The organism is Novosphingobium sp. ST904, assembly GCF_001298105.1.
Taxonomy (GTDB): domain Bacteria; phylum Pseudomonadota; class Alphaproteobacteria; order Sphingomonadales; family Sphingomonadaceae; genus Novosphingobium.
On the sequence record NZ_LGJH01000140.1, the window covers coordinates 45,198 to 68,152 of the forward strand.

A 22,955-nucleotide genomic window follows, 5' to 3' on the forward strand; every position below is an offset into this window, starting at 1 on the left:
GAAAATCGCAGAATCCTGCGACCAAGCGCGCTTATGACACCCGCCATCTTCGGCCTTTCCGGGCTGACCCTCAGCGCCGACGAGCGCGCGTTCTTTCGCGATGCCGACCCCGCCGGCTACATCCTGTTCGGCCGCAACGTGCAGGACCGCGAGCAGCTTCGCGCGCTTACCGATGAACTGCGGACCATCCACGGGCGCGATCGGCTTTACATCACCATCGACCAGGAAGGCGGCCGCGTCGCGCGGATGAAGCCGCCGGTATGGTGCGCCTATCCGCCGGGCGAGGTGTTCGACAGGCTTTACGACCTCGCCCCCGCCAGTGCGATCGAGGCGGCGCGGGACAATGCCGAAGCGCTGGGGCTCGACCTTGCGGAAGTGGGCGTCACCGCCGATTGCCATCCGCCGCTCGACGTGCGCCATCCCGGCGCGCACGACATCGTGGGAGACCGCTCCTTCGGCGCCGACCCGATGCGCGTCGCCGCGTTCGGTCGCGCCACGCTCCAGGGCCTTGCCCGCGCCGGGATCGTCGGCTGCGTCAAGCATATCCCCGGCCACGGCCGCGCCATGGCGGACAGTCACAAGGAACTGCCGACCGTCGAAGCCGGCGAAGAGGAACTGGAACGCGACATCGCGCCGTTCCGCATACTGAAGGACGCGGCGTTCGGAATGACCGCGCATGTGCGCTACACGGCCTGGGATGCGGAAAATCCGGCGACATTGTCTCCCGTGGTGATCCGGGAGATCATTCGCGGGCGCATCGGCTTCACCGGCCTGCTGATGAGCGACGACCTCGACATGCAGGCGCTGTCCGGCAGCGTGCCCGAACTGGCCGAGCGCGCGATCGCCGCGGGCTGCGACCTGGCGCTCAACTGCTGGGCGAAGATGGACGACATGGTCGGCATCGCCAATCGCGTGCCGGCTATGCCGGTGCAGGCGGCAGAGCGGATGGAGCGTGCGCTGGCCTCGGTCGCCGGTGCGACGCCGACGGGCACTCACGCCGAACTTCTCGCCCGGCGCGATGCCTTGCTGGCGCAGGCGGCCTGAGCATGGACGCGCCTTCGCAGCTTTCCCTCGACGTTTCCGGTGCCGATGCCGGTTGGGATGGAGAGGAACGGGCCGAAGCCCGCAAGGAAGCGCTCTATCTGGAGATCGACGGCTGGGAAGGGCCGCTCGACCTGCTGCTCGACCTTGCGCGGCGGCAGAAAGTGGACTTGCGCCGTATCTCGATCCTCGAACTGGTCGCGGCCTACCTCGATTATATCGAGCAGGCCGAAGCGCTGCGGCTGGAACTGGCGGCGGACTATCTGGTGATGGCGGCCTGGCTTGCCTACCTCAAGTCCGCGCTGCTGCTCCCCAAAGAGGAGCAGGCCGATCCGGGGCCGGAAGAACTGGCCTTGCGCCTGCAGCTGCGACTGCAACGCCTGGGTGCGATGCGCGAGGCGGCAGCACGCCTGATGGGGCGCGATCGCCTTGGCCGCGATGTCTTCGTGCGCGGCGCGCCGGAAGGTCTCAGGGTGGAGCGCAAGTCGGCCTGGCAGTGCTCTTGGTATGACCTCGTGCGCGCTTATGGCGATGTGAAGGTGCGCAGCCAGCCGGTGGTCCACATGGTTCGCGAACGCATGGTCATGACGCTGGACAGCGCGATTGCCCGCGTATCCTCGATGCTGGGCGTATCGCTGGAGTGGATGGACCTGCGCGATTTCCTTCCCCCTGCGAGCGAAAGCTGGGCCAACCCGCAACTGCGCCGCTCCGCACTGGCCTCCAGCTTCGTGGCCGCGCTCGAACTGGCGCGTACCGGCAGGGCCGAGATCGCGCAGGAACGGACCTTCGGGCCGCTTCGCCTCAAGGCCTGCAAGTAAGATGACACAATCCATGGATGACCTACTCCGCGCGGTGGAGGCGACGCTGTTCGCCGCCGAGCAGCCGCTGACGGTCGAGCAGATATCGAACCACCTCGGACAGGCGGAGGTCCGCTCCGCGCTCGTCCAACTTCAGGCGCATTACCAGGGGCGCGGCGTGCTCCTGGTGGAACGCGGCAAGCGCTGGCATTTCGAGACCGCGCCCGATCTTGCCCATCTGCTGCGCCGCGAGAAGGAGGACGTGCGCCGCCTTTCCCGCGCCGCCACCGAGGTGCTGGCGATCGTCGCCTATCACGAGCCGGTCAGCCGCGCCGAGATCGAGGCGATTCGCGGCGTGCAGACGGCCAAGGGCACGCTCGACGTGCTGATGGAGGCGGGCTGGGTGCGCGTTGCCGGCCGCCGCGAGGTGCCGGGGCGTCCGGTGATCTACGCGACGACGCCGGATTTCCTGGCGCATTTCGGGCTCGGCTCCTTGCGGGAACTGCCGGGCTTGGAGGAACTGCGCGCGGCGGGCCTGCTCGATCCTGTGGATGACGAGATGATCGAAACCGCGCTGCGCCCCGGCAAGGTGCCCGGCGAGGACGAGGAAGCGGCGGCCGATGCCGCAGAGGACTGCGACGACGTGGACCTCTCCCCGGAAGATGACCGCTGAGCGACTGCACTTGGTCAGATCAATGACGGACTGGCAAGTTCGCGCCAAAGTGCCTAGATGGACCCTATGCGATCGGAATCGGTCGCACGGTTTTTGGAGTTGAGGTTATGGGTAGCTTCTCGATCTGGCACTGGATGATCGTCCTGGTGATCGTGCTCGTGCTGTTCGGACGCGGCCGCGTGTCGGAAATCATGGGTGACTTCGGCAAGGGCATCAAGAGCTTCAAGCAGGGCATGAACGAGGAAGAGGCGAGTAAGACGCCGTCCGCTCCGGCCCCGCAGATCACGGCTCAGCAGCCCGACGCTCCGGTTGCTCCGGCGAATGCCGAGAACAAGACCGAGCAGTCGTAAGAACGCGCCGGACCCGCTCTCGCGATGTTCGACGTAGGTGCTTCAGAGCTGCTTCTGATCGTCATCGTGGCGGTCGTTGTCATCGGGCCGAAGGACATGCCCCTGGCAATGCGCACGGCTGGCCGCTGGATCGGCAAGATGCGCAAGATTTCCGGCCACTTCCGTGCAGGCATCGACGCCATGGTGCGCGAGGCCGAACTGGAGGACATGGAACGCAAGTGGCGTGAACAGAACGAAGCCATCATGAAGGCGAATCCGGTCTTGCCGGATATCAACGACATGCAGGCTCCCACTGCTTCGCCTTCGATCCCGCAGCTTGCCGAAGACAAGCCGGTTGCGGATGGCCCGGTTACGGATGCGGGGGCCGACAAGGGCGACCCCGCCAAGCCCGAAACCGTCTCTTCCAGCGGGAAGGCCGAATTCCACCTCCCGCCGCCGCCCCCCTGATAGAAGCGCGCCATGCAGCCATTCCGCATTTCCGATATCGACGATTCGCAGGCTCCACTGCTCGATCACCTGATCGAACTGCGGGCCCGTCTGCTGCGGGCTTTCCTCGCCTTTGCGGTAGCGTTCGGCATCTGCTTCTACTTTTCCGGCGACATCTTCTCGTTCCTCGTCCGGCCGCTGACCGAAGCGTTCCCGCCGGGGCAGGGCAAGCTGATCTACACCAAACTCTACGAAGCCTTCTTCGTCGAGGTGAAGATCGCGCTGTTCGCGGCCTTCTTCGTCAGTTTCCCGGTCATCGCCAACCAGATCTGGGCTTTCGTGGCGCCCGGCCTCTACGCCAAGGAAAAGAAGGCGTTCCTGCCGTTCCTGGTGGCGACGCCGATCCTCTTCACGATGGGCGCCGCGCTGGCCTACTACGTGGTCATGCCCACCGCGTTCCACTTCTTCCTCGGTTTCGAGGGGCAGAAGGGCGGCCTCAAGCTGGAAGCGCTGCCCGGCACCGGCGATTATCTCGCGCTCGTCATGCAGTTCATCCTCGCCTTCGGCATCAGCTTCCTGCTGCCGGTGCTGCTGATGCTGCTTAACCGCGCCGGGATCATAACCCGCGCGCAGTGCGTCAGTGCGCGTCGCTATGCCGTTGTCGCCATCTTCATCATCGCGGCCGTGGCGACCCCGCCGGACGTCGTTTCGCAGCTCCTGCTCGCGGTGCCGCTGCTGGCGCTCTACGAAGGCACGCTGCTGTTCATGTGGTTCACCGAAAAGCGCGACGCGCGCGAAAAGACCCCGGAAGAGGCAGAAGCCCCTGCCGAGAGCGGCACGCCGGTCGCCTGAACCTCCGGCAATATCCTGAACGCCTGAGGCAAGGGGATCCGATCCCCTTGCCGGCTTACGCGGCGCGGTTCACTTTTCCGCCTCGTCCTTGGCCGGGATCACGCGGTCCTTGGACGCCGACCATGCCAACTGACCGCCGATCCACGTTTCAAGCACGCGGGTAGCACGAAGCTTCTCGGGCGTGGCCAGCATCGGGTCTGCATCGACGAACAGAAAATCGGCCCGGTATCCCTTGGCGATGCGCCCCAGGCGATCCTCCGCGAACATCGCGTAGGCTGCCCCGGTTGTATAGGCATTGAGCGCGGCTTCGCGGCTGAGCGCTTCCTGCGGCTGCCAGCCGTTGAAGGGCTGCCCGTCTGCCCCCTGGCGGGTGATGGCAACGGCAAGGCCGACGAAAGGCTGCGAAGGCTCCACCGGCGTGTCGGAACCGAAGGCCAGCGTTGCCCCCGCTGCCGCGATCGATTTCCACGCATAGGCGCCGGCAAGGCGGTCAGGCCCGAGCCGGGCTTCCGCCATCGTGCGGTCCGAAGCTTCATGCTGGGGTTGCATGGAAGCTATCGTGCCGAATTTTCCGAAGCGGGCGATATCCGCAGGGTCCACGATCTGGGCATGTTCGATGCGCCAGCGCCGGTCGCCCTTGTAGGTCGCCGACAGGTCCTGGATCGAATCGAGCACGGTGGCGTTGGCCTGGTCGCCGATGGCGTGAACGGCGACCTGGAAGTGGTCCATCGCCGCGCGGCTCATGAGATTGCCGAGCTGGGTCTCGTTCAGGCGCGGAAGGCCCTTGTTGTTCGGCGCATCGGCGTAGGGCCGCTTGAGCCAGGCCCCTCGCGAACCCAGCGCACCGTCGAGATAGAGCTTCACCCCGTTCATCTTCAGCCGGTCTTCATAGAGCCACGGCGTGGGGCGGGGGCCGCCGATCAGCGCCATATTGTCGATGCCGTCGGCATAGCTGACGATGCGGATGCGCAGGTGCCCCGAATCGGCGGCACGGCGCATGGCCTGCCAGTCCTCGATCGAAGTGCCCATGTCCGCGATCGCGGTGACTCCCTGAGCGAGCAGTGCAAGCTGCGCTTCGCCCAGGGCGGTGTCGCGGTCCTCGGGGCGGGGCTTGGGCAGCTTCGTCTCGATCAGCGGCATGGCGCCGTCCACGAAGACGCCGGAGGGCTGCTTGCCCCCGGCGATGCGCAGGATTTCGCCGCCGGGCGGGGTGGCTGTCGTCGCGGTGATGCCGGCGGCCGAGATGGCGGCACCGTTGGCCCAGCCAGCATGGCCGTCCACGCGGGTCAGCCAGGCGGGCCTGCCGCCCGTCACCCGGTCGAGTTCGGCGGCGGTGGGCATGCGGTCGAGGCCCCATTGCACCTGGTTCCACCCGCTGCCGAGGATCCACGGCGCATCCGGGTGCGCCGCGGCCCAGGCGGCGACGCGGGAAAGCGCCTCGTCGAGCGATTTCGTGGCCGAGAGGTCCAGCGTCATCTTCGCGAAGCCGGTGCCCATGACATGGCCGTGCGCATCTATCATGCCGGGCACGATCACGCGGCCCTTGCCGTCCACCTGATAGTCGACCTTCTTGGGCCGCTTGTCGCCATGGCGGTAGACTTCGGCGATGCGGCCGTCATTGGCGATCAGGAAGCCTGCGAAGCGCTCCACGCCGCCCTTGCCGTCGGGCGTGACGCCATCGACGTTATCGACGAGAACGTCGGCATGGGCTTTCGAGGCCAGCACCGGGGATGCGGCGATGGCCGTGGAGGCGAGCAGCAGCGCGAAGGCTGCGCCGTTCCGTGAATTCACTTGCTGCCCTTCTTCGGGAGGCGCTTGATGATGGCGCTGGTATCGAGGCGGCCGCCGCCCTGTGCCTGGATGTCGGCGAAGAACTGGTCGATCAGCGCGGCAACGGGAAGCGAGACGCCGAGCCCGCGTCCCTCATCAAGGCTGAGGCCGAGATCCTTGCGCATCCAGTCGATCGCGAAGCCGAAATCGAAATCGTCGGCGTTCATCGAGTGCCAGCGATTGTCCATCTGCCAGGACTGCGCCGCGCCGCCGGAAATCGCCTCGTAGACCTTGTCCATGTCGAGATGGGAGGCCTGCGCGAAGCGCACGGCTTCGGCCAGCGCGGCGACATTGCCCGCGATGCAGATCTGGTTGGCCATCTTGGCGATCTGGCCGGAGCCCGCCTTGCCGACGTGGACGATGCGGCTGGAATAGGCCTCCATCACCGGATGCGCGGCTTCGACGGCTTCATCGCGGCCGCCGCACATCAGGGTGAGCGTGCCCTTTTCGGCGCCGATCTGCGATCCGGTCATCGGTGCGTCCACGCAATGGATGCGCAGGTCCCGCGCCTCGACCGAGATCTGGCGGGCGATGCGTGCCGAGACGGTGGTGTGATCGATGAACACGCCGCCTTTCTTGAGCATGCGGAACACGCCGTTCGGGCCGAGCACGACTTCCGAGAGATCGTCGTCGTTGCCCACGCAGGTTATCACCACGTCGGCGTCCTGCGCCGCATGGGCAGGGTTGGCGGCAATGCGATGGGCAAGGCCCGGATTGTCTTCGGACCACTTGCGCGCCCGCTCGGGCGAGCGGTTGAAGATGGTGAGTTCGTGCCCGGCCAGCGCGATATGCCGCGCGATCGCGCCGCCCATCACACCCAGCCCGATGAAGGAAACCTTGCGTTTTTCGCTCATGGCAAGGGTTCTAGCGGTTTTTGCACGAAAGCAAACCGCAAGCGGGATCGAATCTGTTCGTTCCGGGGTGGAACATGCGCCTGCACGGCGTCAACGGCGAGCGGCGTTGCGATCTGGGCATGTCTTCGGTAGCGGCATTCCGGACAATAATATTACCCGGTTGATCGCGGCCGGGAATTTTTCCGAACGCTTTGCTTTCCATTTGTCCCGCTTTCCGTTAGGCGCGGCGCCATGGAACAGCCATTGCTCAAGATCGCCGCGGAGCCTCAAGAGGCCCTGCTGACTGCCGAAGACATTCGTGCGGCGGCCGAGCGCATTATCGGCAAGGTCGTCCACACGCCGACGCTCTATTCGAAGACGCTCAGCGCGATCACCGGCGCCGATATCTGGCTCAAGTTCGAAAACCTCCAGTTCACCGCCGCCTACAAGGAACGCGGCGCGCTCAATGCCCTTCTTCTGCTTGACGACGAGCGCAAATCGCGAGGCGTGATCGCGGCCTCGGCTGGCAACCATGCGCAGGGCCTGTCCTATCACGGCACCCGGCTCGGCGTGCCGGTTACCACGTGATGCCGCGCACCACCCCCACCGTGAAAGTCATGCAGACCGAGAGCGTGGGCGGGAAAGTGGTCCTGGAGGGTGAGAGCTTCGATGAGGCTTATGCCCATGCCCGCAAGCTGGAAACCGAACTCGGCCTGACCTTCATCCACCCCTTCGACCATCCGCACGTCGCCGCAGGGCAGGGCACCGTCGCGCTTGAAATGCTGGAGGACGTCCCGGAAATCGATACGCTGGTGCTGCCGATCGGCGGCGGCGGCCTTGCCACCGGGATGGGTACGGCCGCCCGCGCGATCAAGCCGGATATCCGCCTCGTCGGTGTGGAGGCACAGCTCTATCCCTCGATGTACAACCTGCTCAAGGGCACCAGCCTGCCGATCGGCGGCGATACGCTGGCGGAAGGTATCGCGGTCTTCGCGCCCGGCCAGTTCACCTCGTCGGTGCTGCGCGAACTGCTCGACGAGTTCCTGCTGGTAAGCGAATCAGGCATCGAGAGCGCGCTGGCGCTCCTGCTCCAGATCGAGAAGACGCTGGTGGAAGGCGCCGGCGCCACCGGGCTCGCGGCGGTCATGGCCAACCGCGAACTGTTCGCGGGCCGCAAGGTGGGCATCGTCCTGTCGGGCGGCAACATTGATACCCGTCTGCTGGCGAACGTGCTGCTGCGCGACCTTGCCCGATCCGGCCGGCTTGCCCGCCTGCGGATCGGCCTTCAGGACCGTGCCGGCGCGCTGTTCAAGGTCGCCAAGGTGTTCCACGAGCATAACGTCAACATCATCGAGGTGTTCCACCAGCGCATCTTCACGCACCTGCCCGCCAAGGGCCTGGTGACCGAGATCGAGTGCGAGGCGCGTGACAAGGCGCAGCTCGACGCGCTCGTCGCGGGGCTGCGGCGTGAAGGCTACGAAGTGAAGCAGGTCGAGACCGAGTAGTTATCGGCTCGAACGGCATTCGTCCGGATCAACGTAAAAGCGCGGAGGGGCATTCCCTCCGCCGCCTTTTGCTTTTTTCGGACAAGCGGCAGTGTTAACTGTGTGGGCCATATCTGCTAACGGTCTCAGGCTGGAAAGAACCGATCCGGGACAACCTGACGAAAACGGAACCCACTTGGTCACGATTCAGGCGAGGCTGAACCGGATTCGTGGTTAAAACGCTTTCAACAGCCCCATCGGCTATGCATATTCAGGGCTAACGCGGAGAATCCCCCGGGAGGGGCGGCTTTCCATCAGTCTAGAGGATAACCTTCGTCCGTGACGGCACCCGTTCGTTTTCCCCGGTTCTTCGTGACCAGCCCGGCCCCGTGCCCCTATCTGCCGGGCCGCAGCGAACGGAAAGTGTTCACCGAACTCAAGGGCCCTCACGCCGATTCGCTGAACGACGCGCTGGGCCGCATCGGCTTCCGCCGCAGCCAGACGGTGGCCTATCGTCCGTCCTGCCTCGATTGCAACGCTTGCGTCTCGGTGCGGGTGGTCGCGGATGAATTCGTCGCCTCCAGCACGCAGAAGCGCCTGATGAAGCGCAACGGCGATCTGGTCGCCACGGTCTGCCGGCCATGGTCCACCAGCGAACAGTTCGAACTGCTCCAGAACTATCTCTCGGTGCGCCATCCCGAAGGCGGGATGACCTCGATGGACGAAGTCGACTTTGCGGACATGGTCGAACATACCCCCGTCACCAGCTACGTCATCGAGTATCGCGAACCTTCGGTGGACGGCGTTACGCCGGGCCGTCTCGTCGGCGCCTGCCTGACCGACCGCCAGTGCGACGGTCTGTCGATGATCTACAGCTTCTACGATCCCCATCACGAAGCGCGGCAGGGGCTGGGGACCTACATCATCCTCGATCATATCCAGCGTGCCACCGAGATGGGGCTATCCTACGTCTACCTTGGTTACTGGGTCGAAGGCTCGCCGCGGATGCAGTACAAGGTGCGCTTCCGCCCCATGGAAAAGCTCGGCCGCACCGGGTGGGAGCGTCTTGCCGCCGAGGATCAGGAACGCCTGATCGCCGCCGCCGTGGCCAATCCCCGCAGTCGTGCCGACGTGGGCGAAGGTGTGCGCAAGGACGGCGTGCCCTCCATCGCCCAGTAAGCGCGGTATCCTTCAGGCGAGGGCGTAAAGCTTCGCTTCGTCCTCGCGCCTGCGTTTCAGGCCTTCCAGCACCTTGCCGTCATTGTAGATCCATTTCCCGAACTGCGCCGCCGCTTCGGCGAAGCGGCCCTCCCTGTGCAGGCGGGTGAGCGTGGCCTTGGCGATGGCCCCGGTGTTGTAGTGGAAAGAGACCAGCGCATTGAACTGGTTGGGCGTGGTGGCCGCGCCGCCGATTGCCGTGCGGACCTGGCGGACGTAACGCTCGATCTCGCTTTCGAACCGGGCGTCACACTGAGCCTGCGTCCAGACTGTGCCCGGACCGATATCGGTGCCGGTCGATCCCCAGCCGATGGTCCAGGGCTTGCCGTCCCTGCTGCCGGGATCGGGGTAGGCTTCGAAAAGGCCATCGGCGCGGCGCCTGGCGCAACCCTCCCATTTGTGGATCAGCGCGCGGCCGGACGCGCCGAGGGTGGGAACGGCGGCGGCGGGCGGTTCCTCGCCCAGTCCCCGGTCGATCGCGGCGTCCAGCGCGATGACGTCGGCGGCGGTGAACCCGCGGCCGAGCAACTGTCGAACTTCGTCGAAAATCGGCTTGCGATCGAGCATCTGCCTCTCCTTGCTGGTGGGAAAGGCCGATCAATTAAGCCGGACCGGGGGGTGTAGGAAAATGGTTTTTACAGGCGCGGGCCCGATCAGAGCTTCTTCAGCACACCGTTGACCGGGATCGCGATGCTGGAACCGCCTGCCACGGGATCGCCGTCGAAGCTTGCCTGCGTGCCGTCCTCGGCGGTCACGGTCACGGTAGGGCCGGCCTGCGTGAAGGTCAGGGTGCCGCCGCCCAGCGTGGGAATCTCGATCTTGCCGTCCTTGCTGGCCTTGATGGCCGCGGAAATGTCCTGCGGCGTCATGTAGCCGGTCAGCATGTGGTCCTTGATGAGCGCGGCAAGGGCGGCATGGTCGTCCGCCTCGGTAAGCTGCTTGGCCGGATCGCCCAGCTTTGCGAAAGCATCGTCCTCCGGCGCGATCAGGGTGTAGCTGGCCTTCTCGCGGAACACGCCTTCGATGCCGGTTTCCTTGAGCGCTTCGGCCACGGTCTGCAGGCCGTCCGTATTGTCGAGCGCATCGGGCAGCGATGCTGACGCCGGCATCGCGCCATCCGCCGCGGACGTCGCGCCGGCCTGTTCCCCGGCGCCGTCCTTCCCCGAACAGGCGGCAAGCGAGAGCCCCGCAGCGGCGAGCAGCACGATTCCGATACCTTCCTTGCGCATGTACTTCCTCCAGTAACGCCGGTCAGGCGAGCAGTTTCGATAGCCGCCCGGACAAGGCGTGTGGCCGGATCGAGCTGGTAGATATAGCCGTCGCTGTAGCGGTAGAGTGCGTCCGTCCCGTCCGAATACTGATCGCGGTAGCCGTAGGGCACGTTGTAGACGTCATAGCCCGCTGGCATGGCCTGGCCGACCTGTACACGACTGCCGACGAGAAGCGCGGCAATCCCGGTGATCGCGGCATTTTCGGGTTTCACCCGGTAGATCGTGTTGTCGTAGTAGCGATAGGAGCCTTCGGAACCGAGGCCGTAATAGCTCGTGTAATAGCCCGGCAGCGCTACCGGCTTGTAGGTTCCTGGCCAGTTCCGCCCTACCGCCAGCGCACCGCCCAACAGGGGTACGTAGCTGGCCACGGAATTGCCCGTGCCGATGCGCAACATGTAGCCGTCCGCATAGCGATAGCGCGTCTCGTCGTCGTAGCCGCGCGAGAACCAGCCGGGGTCATGCCATGCATGGCTGGGAGGATGCGTTTCGGCGGGGAGCTTGCAGCCGGCGAACTTCCGATCGAGCCCGGGCGGCAGCCATTGAAATGCGGCTGCCTGTCGGCGGCGGCCCATCCCATGTCGTCCTTCCGGGTGACGACCCGTACCCGGTCGTTGGTGGGGACGCGGAATTCGCGGCCATGTGCGTCCTTGTAACCGATCTCGCGGATATCCTCCCGGCGCGCGGGTTGCCCGGAACGTGGGGTTTCGGGGCGGGCGCCGTCAGGCTGGCGCTCGTTGTTCTTTTTCACTTGCTCGGGATGGGACTGGCCAGGCTGTTCGCGCCGCGCCTGATCCTGCTGGCGCTGCTCTCGCTGGGCGGTTTCGCGGTTTTGCGCCTCGGCGGATGCGCGCTGCTCCGGGCTCGTGCGGCCCGGCTGGTCGCGGCTGGACTGCTCCCGATTCCCCTCCTCTCGACTCCCCTGTTCGCGAGGTGCCTGATCCCGAGGGGGTGCTTCCTTGCGGGCTTGCTCGGCGTGCTGCTGTTCGGAGCGTTGCTGCTGTTGGCGGGCTTCCGGTCGATCGGGCCGGGGCCCGCTCTCGGCAGGCCTATCTCCCGAAGGCCGATCTCCGGCAGGCTGGGCAACGGCAGAACCGGCGGCAAGCGCCAGAGCGGCAGCCCCCGCAAGCCATGTGCAATTCCTGGGCATCGCTGCTTCTCCTTTTCGGCGAAGGGAAACGCGGGGCGACGATAGCTGTTCCAGACTGGGTTGTCGTCAACCGCCGTAACGGAACGTCGCGCGGCAAGAGCATATGACCTAACGAAAAGGGCGCCCGGATTGCTCCGGGCGCCCCACTCGGCGAACTGATGCTCCTTCCCCGAAGGGGAGGAGGCGCGATCAGGCGCTGTAGTACATGTCGAACTCGACGGCCGACGGCGTGGTTTCCCAGCGCAGCACTTCCGGCCACTTCAGTTCGAGGTACGATTCGATCTGGTCGACGGTGAACACGCCGCCTTCGAGAAGGAAGGCATGGTCGGCCTGGAGCGAATCGAGCGCTTCACGCAGCGAACCGCAGACGGTCGGCACTTCGGCGAGTTCGGCCGGCGGCAGATCGTAAAGGTTCTTGTCCATGGCTTCGCCCGGGTGGATCTTGTTCTTGATCCCGTCGAGACCGGCCATGAGCAGCGCGGCGTAGCAGAGGTAGGGGTTGGCCATCGCGTCGGGGAAGCGGAATTCCACGCGCTTTGCCTTGTCACCCGCACCGTAGGGGATGCGGCACGAAGCGGAGCGGTTGCGGGCCGAGTAGGCCAGCAGCACCGGAGCTTCGTAGCCCGGCACCAGGCGCTTGTAGCTGTTGGTGGTCGGGTTGGTGAAGGCGTTCAGGGCCTTGGCGTGCTTGATGACGCCGCCGATGAAGTACAGGCACATGTCCGACAGGCCGGCATAGCCGTTACCGGCGAACAGCGGGTTACCCTTGTCCCAGATCGAGATGTGGGTGTGCATGCCCGAGCCGTTGTCCTTCATGATCGGCTTCGGCATGAACGTGGCGGTCTTGCCATATGCCTGTGCAACCATGTGGACGACGTACTTGTAGATCTGCATGCGGTCGGCAGTGGTGACCAGCGTGCCGAAGGTCAGGCCGAGTTCGTGCTGGGCAGCAGCCACTTCGTGGTGGTGCTTGTCGCAGGGCAGGCCCATTTCGAGCATGGTGGTGACCATCTCGCCGCGGATGTCCACGGCCGAGTCAACCGGAGCGACCGGGAAGTAGCCGCCCTTGGCGCGCGGACGGTGGGCAAGGTTGCCGGTGTCATAGGACTTGTCCGAGTTGCCGGGCAGCTCGATGTCGTCGATCTTGAAGCCGTTGCCTTCGTAGCCGTCGTAGAACTTCACGTCGTCGAACATGAAGAATTCGGCTTCGGGGCCGACGTACACGGTGTCGCCGAAACCGGCCGACTTGACGAAGGCTTCGGCGCGCTTCGCGGTCGAGCGCGGGTCGCGGGCGTAGAGGTCACCGGTCGAGGGTTCCACGATGTCGCAGAACAGGATGAGCATCGGGGTGGCCGAGAACGGATCGACGTAAACGGCGTCGAGGTCGGGCTTGAGGATCATGTCCGACTCGTTGATGGCCTTCCAGCCCTCGATCGACGAACCGTCGAACATCAGGCCGTCTTCCAGCTCTCCTCGCCGAGGATCGAAGCGACCATGGTGAGGTGCTGCCACTTGCCCTTCGGGTCGGTGAAACGCAGATCAACCCACTCGATCTCTTCGTCCTTGATCCTCTTGAGGACGTCCTTTGCACTAGCCATTAGAGTAGTCTCCAGTGATGCTCTTCCGATCCCGAAAGAGGCTTGGGTTTGTCATTGTCCACGGGACGTCCCCGGCCCCCGCCGGTTCATCCCGATCCGGCCGAAGCCGGGCAATAGGATTCCGGCCTGCGCCGGGATAAATGCGATAAGCGGGGGCCGACCCCTATATTACAGGGCGTCGTCGTCCCGTTCGCCGGTGCGGATGCGCACGGCGGTTTCGACGGGGACGACGAAGATCTTGCCGTCACCGATGCGGCCGGTCTGGGCGGCGTCGGCAATGGCTTCGACCACGCGTTCGGCCAGCGCATCGGGAACGACCACTTCGAGCTTCACCTTGGGCAGGAAGTCGACCACGTATTCGGCGCCGCGATAGAGCTCGGTATGGCCCTTCTGGCGGCCGAAGCCCTTCGCCTCGGTGACGGTGATACCGGAAACGCCAACTTCGTGCAGTGCTTCCTTCACTTCGTCGAGCTTGAACGGCTTGATGATAGCTTCGATCTTTTTCACGCCAGTGTTGACCCCTGCATGCTCCCGGATGTTTTCCGAAGACATTCCGGTCCGGGAACCGGATGCCTCGCGCGCGATTCCCATCAAGAATCGTGCCAATGCGGATGTTCCTCTGGTAGGCGAAGTGTGCAGCCGCGAAAAGACCGGAATCGCACGTTTTACCAACCCCGGTAAGCAGACTCATGCGGGTAAGTACCCGGTTGGCGACATTATGTGTTCAAGATATGAGCACGCCCTGCCTTAAAATTGTGCATGGGCGTAAAAATGCCCTGGTAGGCGGGCTGGTGGGCAGACGTGGTTGGTTAACGCAAGAAGCGCGGAGACCGCGTGGGTTTCCGGCGCCTTCTTGCGTTAAGGATATGTCGGAACGAAGTCGGCTCCCTGCCGACCAGGCGTTCTCAGAGCCGCAGGCCCGCTGTCTCGGGAAGACCGGCCATCAGGTTGAGGTTCTGCACTGCGGCGCCGCTCGCCCCCTTGCCCAGATTGTCGAGCGTGGCGACGAGACGGGCCTGAGAGCCGTCCTTCGCGCCGAGGACCCGCAGCGTCAGGCTGTCCACCGGCTCCATGGAGGCGCGCAGCAGCAATTCGTCGGGCTGGTCGTCCACCACGGTGACGATTTCGCTGCCGGCATAGAAGCCGGAGAGCGCGGCGCGCAGGTCGGCAGGCGTTCCGGCACCGGACATCATCGAGAGGTGCAGGGGGACTTCCACCAGCATCCCGCGATGGGCAGGTACCACCGCCGGTGCGAAGATCGGGGCGTGAGCGAGGCCGACGTGCGTCGTCATCTCGGGCACATGCTTGTGGCCGAGCGCCAGGCCGTAAGCGCGGAAGGCGATGTCGCGGTCTTCCTCGAAACGGCCGATCAGCGCCTTGCCGCCGCCCGAATAGCCGGAGACCGCGTGGCAGACGTAAGGCCAGTCAGCCGGGAGCAGGCCCGCCTTGACCAAGGGAGCGACCAGCGCGATGAACCCGGTCGGGTAACAGCCGGGATTGCTGACGAAACGCGCGGCGGCAACTGCTTCTCGGCCGATCACTTCGGGGAAGCCGTAAGTCCAGTCCGGTGCCACGCGGTGCGCCGAGGAGGCGTCGATCACGCGGGTCGTGTCATTGCGGATCATGCCGACGGCGGCTTTCGCTGCATCGTCGGGCAGGCAGAGGATCACGAAATCCGCCGCGTTCAGTGCTTCGGCGCGGGCATCGTCGTCCTTGCGGCGGGCATCGTCGAGGACGATCAGTTCGAACTCGGCGCGGCCCTCGAGCCGCTCGGCGATTTCGAGGCCGGTGGTGCCGGCCGCGCCGTCGATGAAGACCGTCTTCGTCATCAGTCTTGCGCCTTCAGAGCATCGAGCGGGAGATAGCCGACCTGGCCGTCTTCGCCGAACTGGCCCCAGGCCCAGTTTCCGGCGATGTCGAGCACGTTGAAGGTTTCACCCTCGGGCAGGTCGCGAATCGGTTCTGCATCCGTGCGTCCGGTAACGCGCAGCACCGCGCCGGCCAGGATCGCGTGCGGCATCGGCACGGCGTAATGCGGTACGAAGCAAAGCCCGGCCAGCTTGATGTGCGCAAGGTCGCCGCGCACGGGCAGGCATCCGGGATCCGCGGTCACGCTCGGCCCGGTCATGGCAAGCAGCCCATCGATCCGGGGAGGGCGGGTATAGGAATCCTCAGTGGCCAACGCGGGTGCTTCTCCAAATGCAAAGATGCGCGCGCTTAGCGGGGGCGTGGCAAAGACGCAAGTTCAGCCACGTTCGCCAGTGTAGCGCTGCTGCAACATGTACCATGCCGCGCGCAGGCCCAGGGCATCGCCGCCCTTGGGACGACCCGGCTTCGAAGCGGGGCGCCAGGCGAAAGTATCGAAGTGCGCCCAGTCGAGCCCCTTGGCCACGAAGCGGTCCATGAACAGCGCCGCGGTGCTGGCTCCGGCGAAGCCGCTGGACCCGGCATTGTTGATGTCGGCAATGTCCGACTTCAGGTAATCGCGGTAGCCGTCGTAAAGCGGGAGGCGCCAGCAGGGATCGTCCACGCCGATCCCGGCGTCGAGAATGGCTTGTGCGGTGGCATCCTCGCGGGCGAACAGGGCTGGCAGGTCCGGCCCTACGGCCACGCGGGCAGCGCCGGTGAGGGTGGCGAAATCGATCACCAGTTCCGGTTCCTTCTCGCTCGCGCGGGTGAGCGCATCGCCGAGGATCAGGCGGCCTTCGGCATCGGTGTTGCCGATTTCCACGGTGATGCCGGCGCGGCTGCGCAGCACGTCGCCGGGGCGGAAGGAATTGCCCGAAATGGCGTTTTCGACTGCGGGGATCACGAGGTGGAGGCGCACGGGAAGCCTGGCGCCCATGATGAGGCGCGCCAGGGCGAGGGCATGGGCAGCGCCGCCCATGTCCTTCTTCATCAGCAGCATGCCCGCGCCCGGCTTGATATCCAGCCCGCCTGAATCGAAGCATACGCCCTTGCCGACGACGGCGATCCGGGGATGCTTGGGATCGCCCCATTCGAGTTCGATCAGGCGGGGGGCATGGGCGCGGCCCGCCGCGCGGCCGACGGCATGGACCATCGGGTATTCGCGTTCGAGCATTTCTCCGCGCGTGATCTTCACCTCCGCGCGGAAGGCCTTGGCGAGCGATTCCGCTTCGGATTCGAGCTGGCCCGGACCCATGTCCTCGGCCGGGGTGTTGACGAGATCGCGCACGAGTTCGATCGCTTCGGCTTCGGCGATCACCGCGTCGATCGCCTTGACCTCACCGGTGAGGAGAATGCGTGGGCCTTCCTCGGAAGGATCGGACAGGTAGCGGTCGAAGCTGTACTGACCGGCGATCCAGCCCAGCGCAGCCTTGCCCGGTTCGCCCGAGGCGCGGCGATAGGTTCCGGCGGGCAGGACTTCAGCCAGCCTGGCAAGGCACCAGGTCGACAGCTTGGCCGGGTCGGCCACGCCAGCGGCGACGAACCAGCCGTCCCCATCGGGCAGGATTGCGTGGCTGCCGGCCGCGCCTGCGAACTTCTGCGCTTCCAGCGCGGCGCGCTGTGGAACCGACAGGCCCTTGATGAATTGCTCCAGTCCATCCTTGCCAATGAGGTGGAGGGCGACGGCCTTCTGGCCGCGATCGGGCTGAATCAATGCGTTCTTGTCGGTCATGGCCACATTCTCTAGCCTTCCCGCAAGCATGAGCCGAGAGGAAAAATGATGCGATTTGGTGCCTGGTGTCTTGTCTCCGCTGCAACGGCTGCCCTGCTCCTGGGCGGGTGCAAGGGTGAGGCGCCGGTTGCCGCCACCTCGGATGCGGCCTCCGGCGAGGCGATGGCCGAAACCGAAGCCGCTACCGAGCCCGCCGCGCAAGCCAGCGAAGTTCCGGTGGGGGGCGGCCGCGAGGAGAAGGTGGAGAACGACCTCTACGAGTTCAGCTATTCCTATCCCGATGCGGCGGGCGCGATCCCGGGTCTCAAGGCGAACCTCGACAAGCAGCTGGAACAGTCCCGCGCGGATCTTATCGGCAGCGCGAAATCCGGACAGGCGGAATCGAAGCAGAACGACTATCCCTACCATGCCTACAGCTATGGCGAGGACTGGAAGGTCGTCACCAGCCTGCCGGGCTGGCTATCGCTGTCTTCGGAAATCTATACTTATTCCGGCGGCGCGCACGGCATGACCATCTTCGATACCCTGCTGTGGGACCGCCAGGCCGAGCAGGCGCGCAAGCCGATCGACCTCTTCACCAGCAAGGAGGTGCTCTCGAAGGCACTGCGCACGCCGTTCTGCGCCGCGCTGGACAAGGAGCGCGTCAAGCGCCGGGGCGGCCCGATCGACAAGAGCGATGACATGTTCTCCGAGTGCATCGATCCGATCGAGCAGATCGTGATCCTGGGCTCGGCCAACGGCAGGACATTCGATCGCGTCGGCCTGCTGGTCCCGCCCTACAATGCCGGGCCATATGCCGAGGGCAGCTACGAGGTGACGGTTCCGGTAACGGGCGCGGTCATGGCGGCGCTCAAGCCGCAGTACCGGTCGAGCTTCTCGGTCGCAAAATGAGGTGAGGGAAACGCAAATGCGCGAGGTCACGCACGATCTCGCAATTTGCGCGTACAATCGTTATGTACCCCTCATGACCGAATACCAGATCGTCGAACCCGGAAGCGAAACCGTCCTGCGTGACGGCACCATCAAGCTGCACGGCCCCGAGGGCTTCGAGGGCATGCGCAAGGCCGGGCGCCTTGCCGCCATGATCCTCGACGAGATTGCGCCGATGGTGCAGCCCGGCGTGACCACGGCGGCGATCGACGACAAGGTGCGCGAACTCACGCTCGATGGCGGTGCGGTGCCGGCGACGCTCGGCTACCGGGGCTATGCGCATTCCTGCTGCATCTCGATCAACCATGTGGTCTGCCACGGCATTCCGTCGGAAAAGACGATCAAGGACGGCGATATCGTCAATATCGACGTGACCCCGCTGCTCGATGGCTGGCACGGTGACACCAGCCGCATGTACCTTGCCGGCGACGTTTCGCTGAAGGCCCGCCGTCTGGTGGACGTGACGTACGAGTGCCTGATGATCGGCATCGAACAGGCCAGGCCCGGCAACCGGGTGGGTGACATCGGCGCGGCCATCCAGGCCCATGCCGAATCGTTCCGCTATGGCGTCGTGCGGGAATTCTGCGGCCATGGCCTGGGCCGTTTGTTCCACGATGCGCCGGAAGTGGTCCATGCCGGCCGCCCCGGCACCGGTCCGCTGCTCAAGCCCGGCATGTTCATGACCATCGAGCCGATGATAAATCTTGGCAAGCCGCCGGTTAAGCTTCTGGCCGATGGCTGGACGGCGGTAACGCGCGACAAGTCGCTTTCAGCGCAGTTCGAGCATTCGATCGGCATTACCGAGACGGGCTGCGAGATATTCACCACCAGCCTCAAGGGTCTCCACAAGCCCCCCTACGCCTGAGCCTCGTCGCCCTCGGGCGGATCGGAGCCGATGAAGTCATCGCCCCGGCGCATGTCCGGGGCGTGACCTGACGCCTGCGCCATGACAGCCTCCCGCCCGGAAAAACGGAAGGGAGAGCTATGGCGACCGCGGCGATGGACCTGACCGGCGGCGTTCCCGAGGATCGCGAGTATGTCGTGGCGAAAAAGCCCGACGAAGGGCTGCGCGATGCGGTGAACGTCTGGATCGAGGAAGAGAACGGCCTTTTCGCCATGCGCATCGGCGTGGAAGCGGTGGGCAATGCCTGGGACCGGCATGAGTTCTGGCTGGACGTCGCCTTTGCCGATGGCCGCCTGCTATCCAGGCGCGGCGATGGTGAAACCCATTCGCCCTACGGGGCCGACGGTCGCCCTACCGTGCGCGGAACCGGGCCGGTGCGCTTCGAATGCATCGAGCCGTTCCGCAAATGGATTGCCACCTACAAGGGGCAGGCTGCCGAGACCTCGGCGCAGCAGGTCATCGACAATCCCGATTTCGAGGAAACCTGCTGGACCGATCTCGAGATCGCGGTGGAGATGGAGATGGCGGCACCGCCCTGGGTGCCGGGTTCGCTCCTGCCGGAGGCGGCCGCGGCGCTGGGGGGCGAGCAGGGCAGTTTCATGAGCCCGCGCTACGAACAGTTGTTCCGTTGCACGGGAACGCTCACTCTCGATGGCGAGACCCGCAGGTTCAACGCCAACGGACTGCGCATCCGTCGCACCGGCTTTCGTGCATTTGCCGGGTTCTGGGGGCACTGCTGGCAATCGGCGACATTCCCGGACGGCCGCGCATTCGGCTTCAACATCTATCCCCCGCGCGAGGATGGCGAACCGAACTACGCGGAAGGATGGATCATCGACGGCGAAGGCGTGCGCGTACCTGCCCGCCCGGTGGAAGTGCCATGGCTTCGCCGCTTCGTGACCGGCGACGAGGACGTATCTTTCGTGCTGGAAACGATCGACGGTCGCCGCATCGCGATTGCGGGGCGAACTTTCGTCAACACCCGCTCGCGCGGCGGTTTCGCCAAGCCGGTGGATTGGCCTGCGGACTTCCCGCTCGTCCAGCAGAGCCATGCATTCTACACCTGGGACGGTGAGCGGACGACCGGGATGATCGAACGATCGAGCAAGCCCAGCGTGATGGAGCCTTAGAAAGGCCGCGCGGAGAAGCGTTTCCGCCTCCCCGCGCGGCGGATATCAGCCGAGATAGATGCCCGCGGGATTGCCGGTGACGCCGGATTCCACCTCGAACAGCGCGCCGTCGAATTCGGAATCGGGCAGGCCGGTCGCCGCCGAGGTCACGAACATGCGGTCCAGCTTTTCGCCTGCGAAAGCGATGTTGGTGATGCGCCTGGCCGGAAGCTCGATCGAGCGCTCGCGCGTGCCGTCGGGAGCAAAGCGGCTGATCCGGCCGCCGTCCCAATGTGCCGTCCAGAGATAACCTTCGGCGTCCGTGGTCATGCCGTCGGGATAGCCGTCTTCCTCGGAGAAGCGGATGAATTCCTCGCGCGAATGGGCACCGCTCTCGTCCAGGGCGAAGCGGTAGATCACCCGGCGGCCCGAATCGGCATGGTAGAGCCACTGGCCGCAAGGCGAGAACGCCGGGCCGTTGGGCACGGTATAGTCGGTGTCGATCACCTGCCATTCGCCCGAGGGCGAGAGGCGGTAGAGCGAGCCGGTCACTTCTTCCTCTGCCATGTCCATCGTGCCGCACCAGATCGCGCCGTGGCGGTCGGCCTTACCGTCGTTCATGCGGTTGCCGGGCAGGTGGGGCTCGGGATCGTTACGCTCGGAAATCGTCAACGGATCCAGCGTGATATTGGCCACGCCGTCCTGGAAGCCGCCGATCAGGCCGCCTTGCGCGCGCGGAGCGACCCAGCCGAGGCGTGCGGGCATATCCCAGCGAGTTACCGTGTTGTCCGCGAGGCTGAGGCGGTTGAGGGCAGGGGCGAGGATGTCGACCCAGTAGAAGGCATTGTCGCGCTCGCACCAGAGCGCGCCTTCGCCGAGGGTATCGCGCACGTCGCGATCGATCTTGCGCCAAAGCGTCATGAGAACTCTCCCTATGCTGTGAAAACGGTTCGGCCCCCGCCCCCGCCTTTCCCTTGTTCAGGGACAGGCAGGGGCGGGGGCCGATAGGTCATCCGGCGGCTAGGCCGGACAGGATATCAATCGGAGCCAAAAGTCAGTGATTGTCGCGCGGCAGGCCCATGGTCTGGGCGATGCGCTGGTACTTTTCGGCGCCTTCGAGGATGGCGCCGGTGTTCATCTGGCCGACCACCGAGCGCTGGATTTCCTGCCACGGGGTCTGCGAGGCCGGGTAGGCGTAGCCGCCCTTGGCTTCGAGAGCGGCGCGGCGGGTCGCCAGTTCCTCGTCGGAGATGAGCACGTCCACGCGGCCCTTCTTGAGGTCCATGCGCACGCGGTCACCGGTTTCGAGCAGGGCGAGACCGCCCATCGCCGCCGCTTCGGGCGAGGCGTTGAGGATCGAGGGGCTGCCCGAGGTGCCCGACTGGCGACCGTCACCGATGCACGGCAGCGAGTGCACGCCTTCGGTGATGAGGTACGAAGGCGGACGCATGTTCACGACTTCGGCTGCACCCGGATAGCCGATCGGGCCGGCGCCGCGCATGAACAGCAGGGTTTCGGGGGTGATGCCGGTCGCCGGATCGTCGATGCGGTGGTGGTAGTCCTCGGGACCGTCGAACACCACGGCATTGCCTTCGAAGGCGTCCGGGTCTGCGGGGTTCGAGAGGTAACGGTCGCGGAACTCCTTGGAGATCACGCTGGTCTTCATCACGGCCGCGTCGAACAGGTTGCCCGACAGCACGAGGAAGCCGGCTTCTTCCACCAGCGGCTGGTCGAAGGGCTTGATGACCTTCTCGTCCTCGATCGTGGCGTCGCGGCAGTTGTCGCCCATGGTCTGGCCATTGACGGTCATCGCGTCTTCCTTGATCAGCCCCTGGCCGATCAGCTGCGCGACGACGGCGGGTACGCCGCCTGCACGGTAGTAGTCCTCGCCGAGATATTCGCCGGCGGGCTGCAGGTTCACCAGCAGCGGGATCTTGTGGCCGTAGGTTTCCCAGTCCTTGAGCGGCAGGTCGACACCGATGTGGCGCGCGATTGCGGCAAGGTGGATCGGGGCGTTGGTCGAACCGCCGATCGCGGCGTTTACGACGATGGCGTTATGGAACGCGTCGAGCGTCATGATGTCCGAGGGCTTGAGGTCCTCGTGAACCATGTCGACGATGCGCTTGCCGGTGCGCCATGCGCATTCCTGGCGGTCACGGTAAGGCGCGGGGATCGCGGCCGAACCGGGCAGCATCATGCCGAGCGCTTCGGCGAGCGAGTTCATCGTCGTCGCCGTGCCCATGGTGTTGCAGTAGCCGGTCGACGGGGCCGACGAGGCGACGAGCTTGATGAAGCCGTCCGCGTCGAGTTCGCCGGCGGCCATCATCTCGCGGCCCTTCCAGACGATCGTGCCCGAACCGGTACGCTCGCCCTTGTGCCAGCCGTTGAGCATCGGGCCGACCGAAAGCGCGATCGCCGGGATGTTCACGGTTGCCGCTGCCATCAGCAGCGCCGGGGTGGTCTTGTCGCAGCCGGTGGTCAGCACCACGCCGTCGAGCGGGTAGCCGTAGATCGCTTCGACCAGGCCGAGGTAGGCGAGGTTGCGGTCAAGCCCGGCGGTCGGGCGCTTGCCGGTTTCCTGGATCGGGTGGACCGGGAATTCCAGCGCGATGCCGCCCGCTTCGCGAATGCCCTCGCGAATGCGCTCGGCCAGCACGATGTGATGGCGGTTGCAGGGCGACAGGTCGCTGCCGGTCTGGGCGATACCGATGATCGGCTTGCCCGAGCGAAGCTCTTCAAGGCTGATGCCGAAGTTCAGGTAACGCTCCAGGTAGAGCGAGGTCATGTCGATGTTGTCGGGATTGTCGAACCAGGCGCGCGAGCGCAGCTTGGGAGCGGTCTTGTCGGTCATG

22 protein-coding genes and 2 pseudogenes are annotated in these 22,955 nt (G+C 65.4%); 12 read left to right on the top strand and 12 right to left on the bottom strand.

What is annotated here, in order from left to right; all coding sequences use genetic code 11:
• The first annotated feature begins 33 nt into the window (after nucleotides 1-33).
• From nagZ to tatC, 6 genes are all read left to right on the top strand, one after another.
• Entirely contained in the window at nucleotides 34-1,044 is a 1,011-nt protein-coding gene (gene nagZ / locus ADT71_RS11555) for a beta-N-acetylhexosaminidase (protein WP_054436961.1), read from the top strand.
• A gap of 2 nt (nucleotides 1,045-1,046) precedes the next feature.
• Complete coding sequence (locus tag ADT71_RS11560) at nucleotides 1,047-1,859, top strand: ScpA family protein (protein ID WP_054436963.1); 813 nt, start codon at nucleotides 1,047-1,049, stop codon at nucleotides 1,857-1,859.
• Between the two features lies 1 nt (nucleotide 1,860).
• Nucleotides 1,861-2,511: an SMC-Scp complex subunit ScpB gene (gene scpB, locus ADT71_RS11565; protein ID WP_054436965.1), complete on the top strand. Its 651-nt coding sequence runs from the start codon at nucleotides 1,861-1,863 to the stop codon at nucleotides 2,509-2,511.
• A 107-nt stretch (nucleotides 2,512-2,618) separates the two neighbouring features.
• A complete protein-coding gene (locus ADT71_RS11570) occupies nucleotides 2,619-2,861 on the top strand; it encodes a twin-arginine translocase TatA/TatE family subunit (protein WP_054436967.1) in 243 nt (80 codons plus the stop codon).
• Between the two features lie 24 nt (nucleotides 2,862-2,885).
• A complete protein-coding gene (gene tatB, locus ADT71_RS11575; RefSeq protein WP_054436969.1) occupies nucleotides 2,886-3,308 on the top strand; it encodes a Sec-independent protein translocase protein TatB in 423 nt (140 codons plus the stop codon).
• 12 nt (nucleotides 3,309-3,320) lie between these two features.
• Nucleotides 3,321-4,139 carry a twin-arginine translocase subunit TatC gene (gene tatC / locus ADT71_RS11580; protein WP_054436971.1) on the top strand — a complete coding sequence of 273 codons (819 nt, stop codon included), beginning with the start codon at nucleotides 3,321-3,323 and terminating at the stop codon, nucleotides 4,137-4,139.
• 69 nt (nucleotides 4,140-4,208) lie between these two features.
• Here the strand turns inward: tatC and ADT71_RS11585 are convergent, their stop codons facing one another.
• Nucleotides 4,209-5,900 (bottom strand): amidohydrolase, encoded by a 1,692-nt coding sequence (locus tag ADT71_RS11585; RefSeq protein ID WP_369818237.1) that lies wholly within the window; start codon nucleotides 5,898-5,900, stop codon nucleotides 4,209-4,211.
• 26 nt (nucleotides 5,901-5,926) lie between these two features.
• Nucleotides 5,927-6,823, bottom strand: coding sequence for an NAD(P)-dependent oxidoreductase (locus tag ADT71_RS11590; protein WP_054436973.1), 897 nt, complete (start codon nucleotides 6,821-6,823; stop codon nucleotides 5,927-5,929).
• Between the two features lie 231 nt (nucleotides 6,824-7,054).
• Between ADT71_RS11590 and ADT71_RS11595 the strand changes: the two are divergent.
• A pseudogene (locus tag ADT71_RS11595) lies at nucleotides 7,055-8,307 on the top strand (threonine ammonia-lyase).
• 318 nt (nucleotides 8,308-8,625) lie between these two features.
• Entirely contained in the window at nucleotides 8,626-9,465 is an 840-nt protein-coding gene (locus tag ADT71_RS11600; protein ID WP_054436976.1) for an arginyltransferase, read from the top strand.
• A gap of 12 nt (nucleotides 9,466-9,477) precedes the next feature.
• Here the strand turns inward: ADT71_RS11600 and ADT71_RS11605 are convergent, their stop codons facing one another.
• The 3 genes from ADT71_RS11605 to ADT71_RS33560 form a co-directional block, all read right to left on the bottom strand.
• A complete protein-coding gene (locus ADT71_RS11605) occupies nucleotides 9,478-10,071 on the bottom strand; it encodes a lysozyme (RefSeq protein WP_054436978.1) in 594 nt (197 codons plus the stop codon).
• Nucleotides 10,072-10,157: 86 nt separating this feature from the next.
• On the bottom strand, nucleotides 10,158-10,556 hold the full coding sequence (locus ADT71_RS11610) for a fasciclin domain-containing protein (RefSeq protein WP_231635824.1): 399 nt from the start codon (nucleotides 10,554-10,556) through the stop codon (nucleotides 10,158-10,160).
• The gene (locus ADT71_RS33560; protein WP_231635825.1) at nucleotides 10,490-11,347 is read right to left on the bottom strand and encodes a hypothetical protein; all 858 of its coding nucleotides are present in this window, start codon (nucleotides 11,345-11,347) and stop codon (nucleotides 10,490-10,492) included. The genes ADT71_RS11610 and ADT71_RS33560 overlap by 67 nt, the downstream gene beginning before the upstream one ends.
• 65 nt (nucleotides 11,348-11,412) lie before the next feature.
• Here ADT71_RS33560 and ADT71_RS11615 point away from each other — a divergent pair, with 65 nt between their 5' ends.
• The gene (locus ADT71_RS11615; protein ID WP_156336570.1) at nucleotides 11,413-11,967 is read left to right on the top strand and encodes a hypothetical protein; all 555 of its coding nucleotides are present in this window, start codon (nucleotides 11,413-11,415) and stop codon (nucleotides 11,965-11,967) included.
• A gap of 144 nt (nucleotides 11,968-12,111) precedes the next feature.
• On the opposite strand, the pseudogene glnA reads toward ADT71_RS11615, so the two are convergent.
• The 5 genes and pseudogenes from glnA to ADT71_RS11640 form a co-directional block, all read right to left on the bottom strand.
• Nucleotides 12,112-13,520, bottom strand: a pseudogene (gene glnA / locus ADT71_RS11620) (type I glutamate--ammonia ligase).
• A gap of 168 nt (nucleotides 13,521-13,688) precedes the next feature.
• Complete coding sequence (locus ADT71_RS11625; protein WP_008832116.1) at nucleotides 13,689-14,027, bottom strand: P-II family nitrogen regulator; 339 nt, start codon at nucleotides 14,025-14,027, stop codon at nucleotides 13,689-13,691.
• A 398-nt stretch (nucleotides 14,028-14,425) separates the two neighbouring features.
• Nucleotides 14,426-15,349 carry an N-acetyl-gamma-glutamyl-phosphate reductase gene (gene argC, locus ADT71_RS11630; RefSeq protein WP_054436985.1) on the bottom strand — a complete coding sequence of 308 codons (924 nt, stop codon included), beginning with the start codon at nucleotides 15,347-15,349 and terminating at the stop codon, nucleotides 14,426-14,428.
• A complete protein-coding gene (locus ADT71_RS11635; protein WP_054437023.1) occupies nucleotides 15,349-15,648 on the bottom strand; it encodes a hypothetical protein in 300 nt (99 codons plus the stop codon). Before ADT71_RS11635 ends, argC begins: the two co-directional genes overlap by 1 nt.
• A 117-nt stretch (nucleotides 15,649-15,765) precedes the next feature.
• Complete coding sequence (locus ADT71_RS11640; RefSeq protein ID WP_054437025.1) at nucleotides 15,766-17,160, bottom strand: M17 family metallopeptidase; 1,395 nt, start codon at nucleotides 17,158-17,160, stop codon at nucleotides 15,766-15,768.
• A 45-nt stretch (nucleotides 17,161-17,205) separates the two neighbouring features.
• Here ADT71_RS11640 and ADT71_RS11645 point away from each other — a divergent pair, with 45 nt between their 5' ends.
• From ADT71_RS11645 to ADT71_RS11655, 3 genes are all read left to right on the top strand, one after another.
• On the top strand, nucleotides 17,206-18,051 hold the full coding sequence (locus ADT71_RS11645; RefSeq protein ID WP_231635826.1) for a DUF4163 domain-containing protein: 846 nt from the start codon (nucleotides 17,206-17,208) through the stop codon (nucleotides 18,049-18,051).
• A 73-nt stretch (nucleotides 18,052-18,124) separates the two neighbouring features.
• Nucleotides 18,125-18,955 (top strand): type I methionyl aminopeptidase, encoded by an 831-nt coding sequence (map, locus tag ADT71_RS11650; protein ID WP_054436987.1) that lies wholly within the window; start codon nucleotides 18,125-18,127, stop codon nucleotides 18,953-18,955.
• A gap of 119 nt (nucleotides 18,956-19,074) precedes the next feature.
• Entirely contained in the window at nucleotides 19,075-20,124 is a 1,050-nt protein-coding gene (locus tag ADT71_RS11655; protein ID WP_054436989.1) for a hypothetical protein, read from the top strand.
• Between the two features lie 45 nt (nucleotides 20,125-20,169).
• On the opposite strand, the gene ADT71_RS11660 is transcribed toward ADT71_RS11655, so the two are convergent.
• Together ADT71_RS11660 and ADT71_RS11665 are read right to left on the bottom strand one after the other, a co-directional pair.
• The gene (locus ADT71_RS11660) at nucleotides 20,170-21,024 is read right to left on the bottom strand and encodes an SMP-30/gluconolactonase/LRE family protein (protein ID WP_054436991.1); all 855 of its coding nucleotides are present in this window, start codon (nucleotides 21,022-21,024) and stop codon (nucleotides 20,170-20,172) included.
• A 133-nt stretch (nucleotides 21,025-21,157) separates the two neighbouring features.
• Entirely contained in the window at nucleotides 21,158-22,954 is a 1,797-nt protein-coding gene (locus ADT71_RS11665) for an IlvD/Edd family dehydratase (RefSeq protein WP_054436992.1), read from the bottom strand.
• Nucleotide 22,955 lies beyond the last annotated feature (1 nt).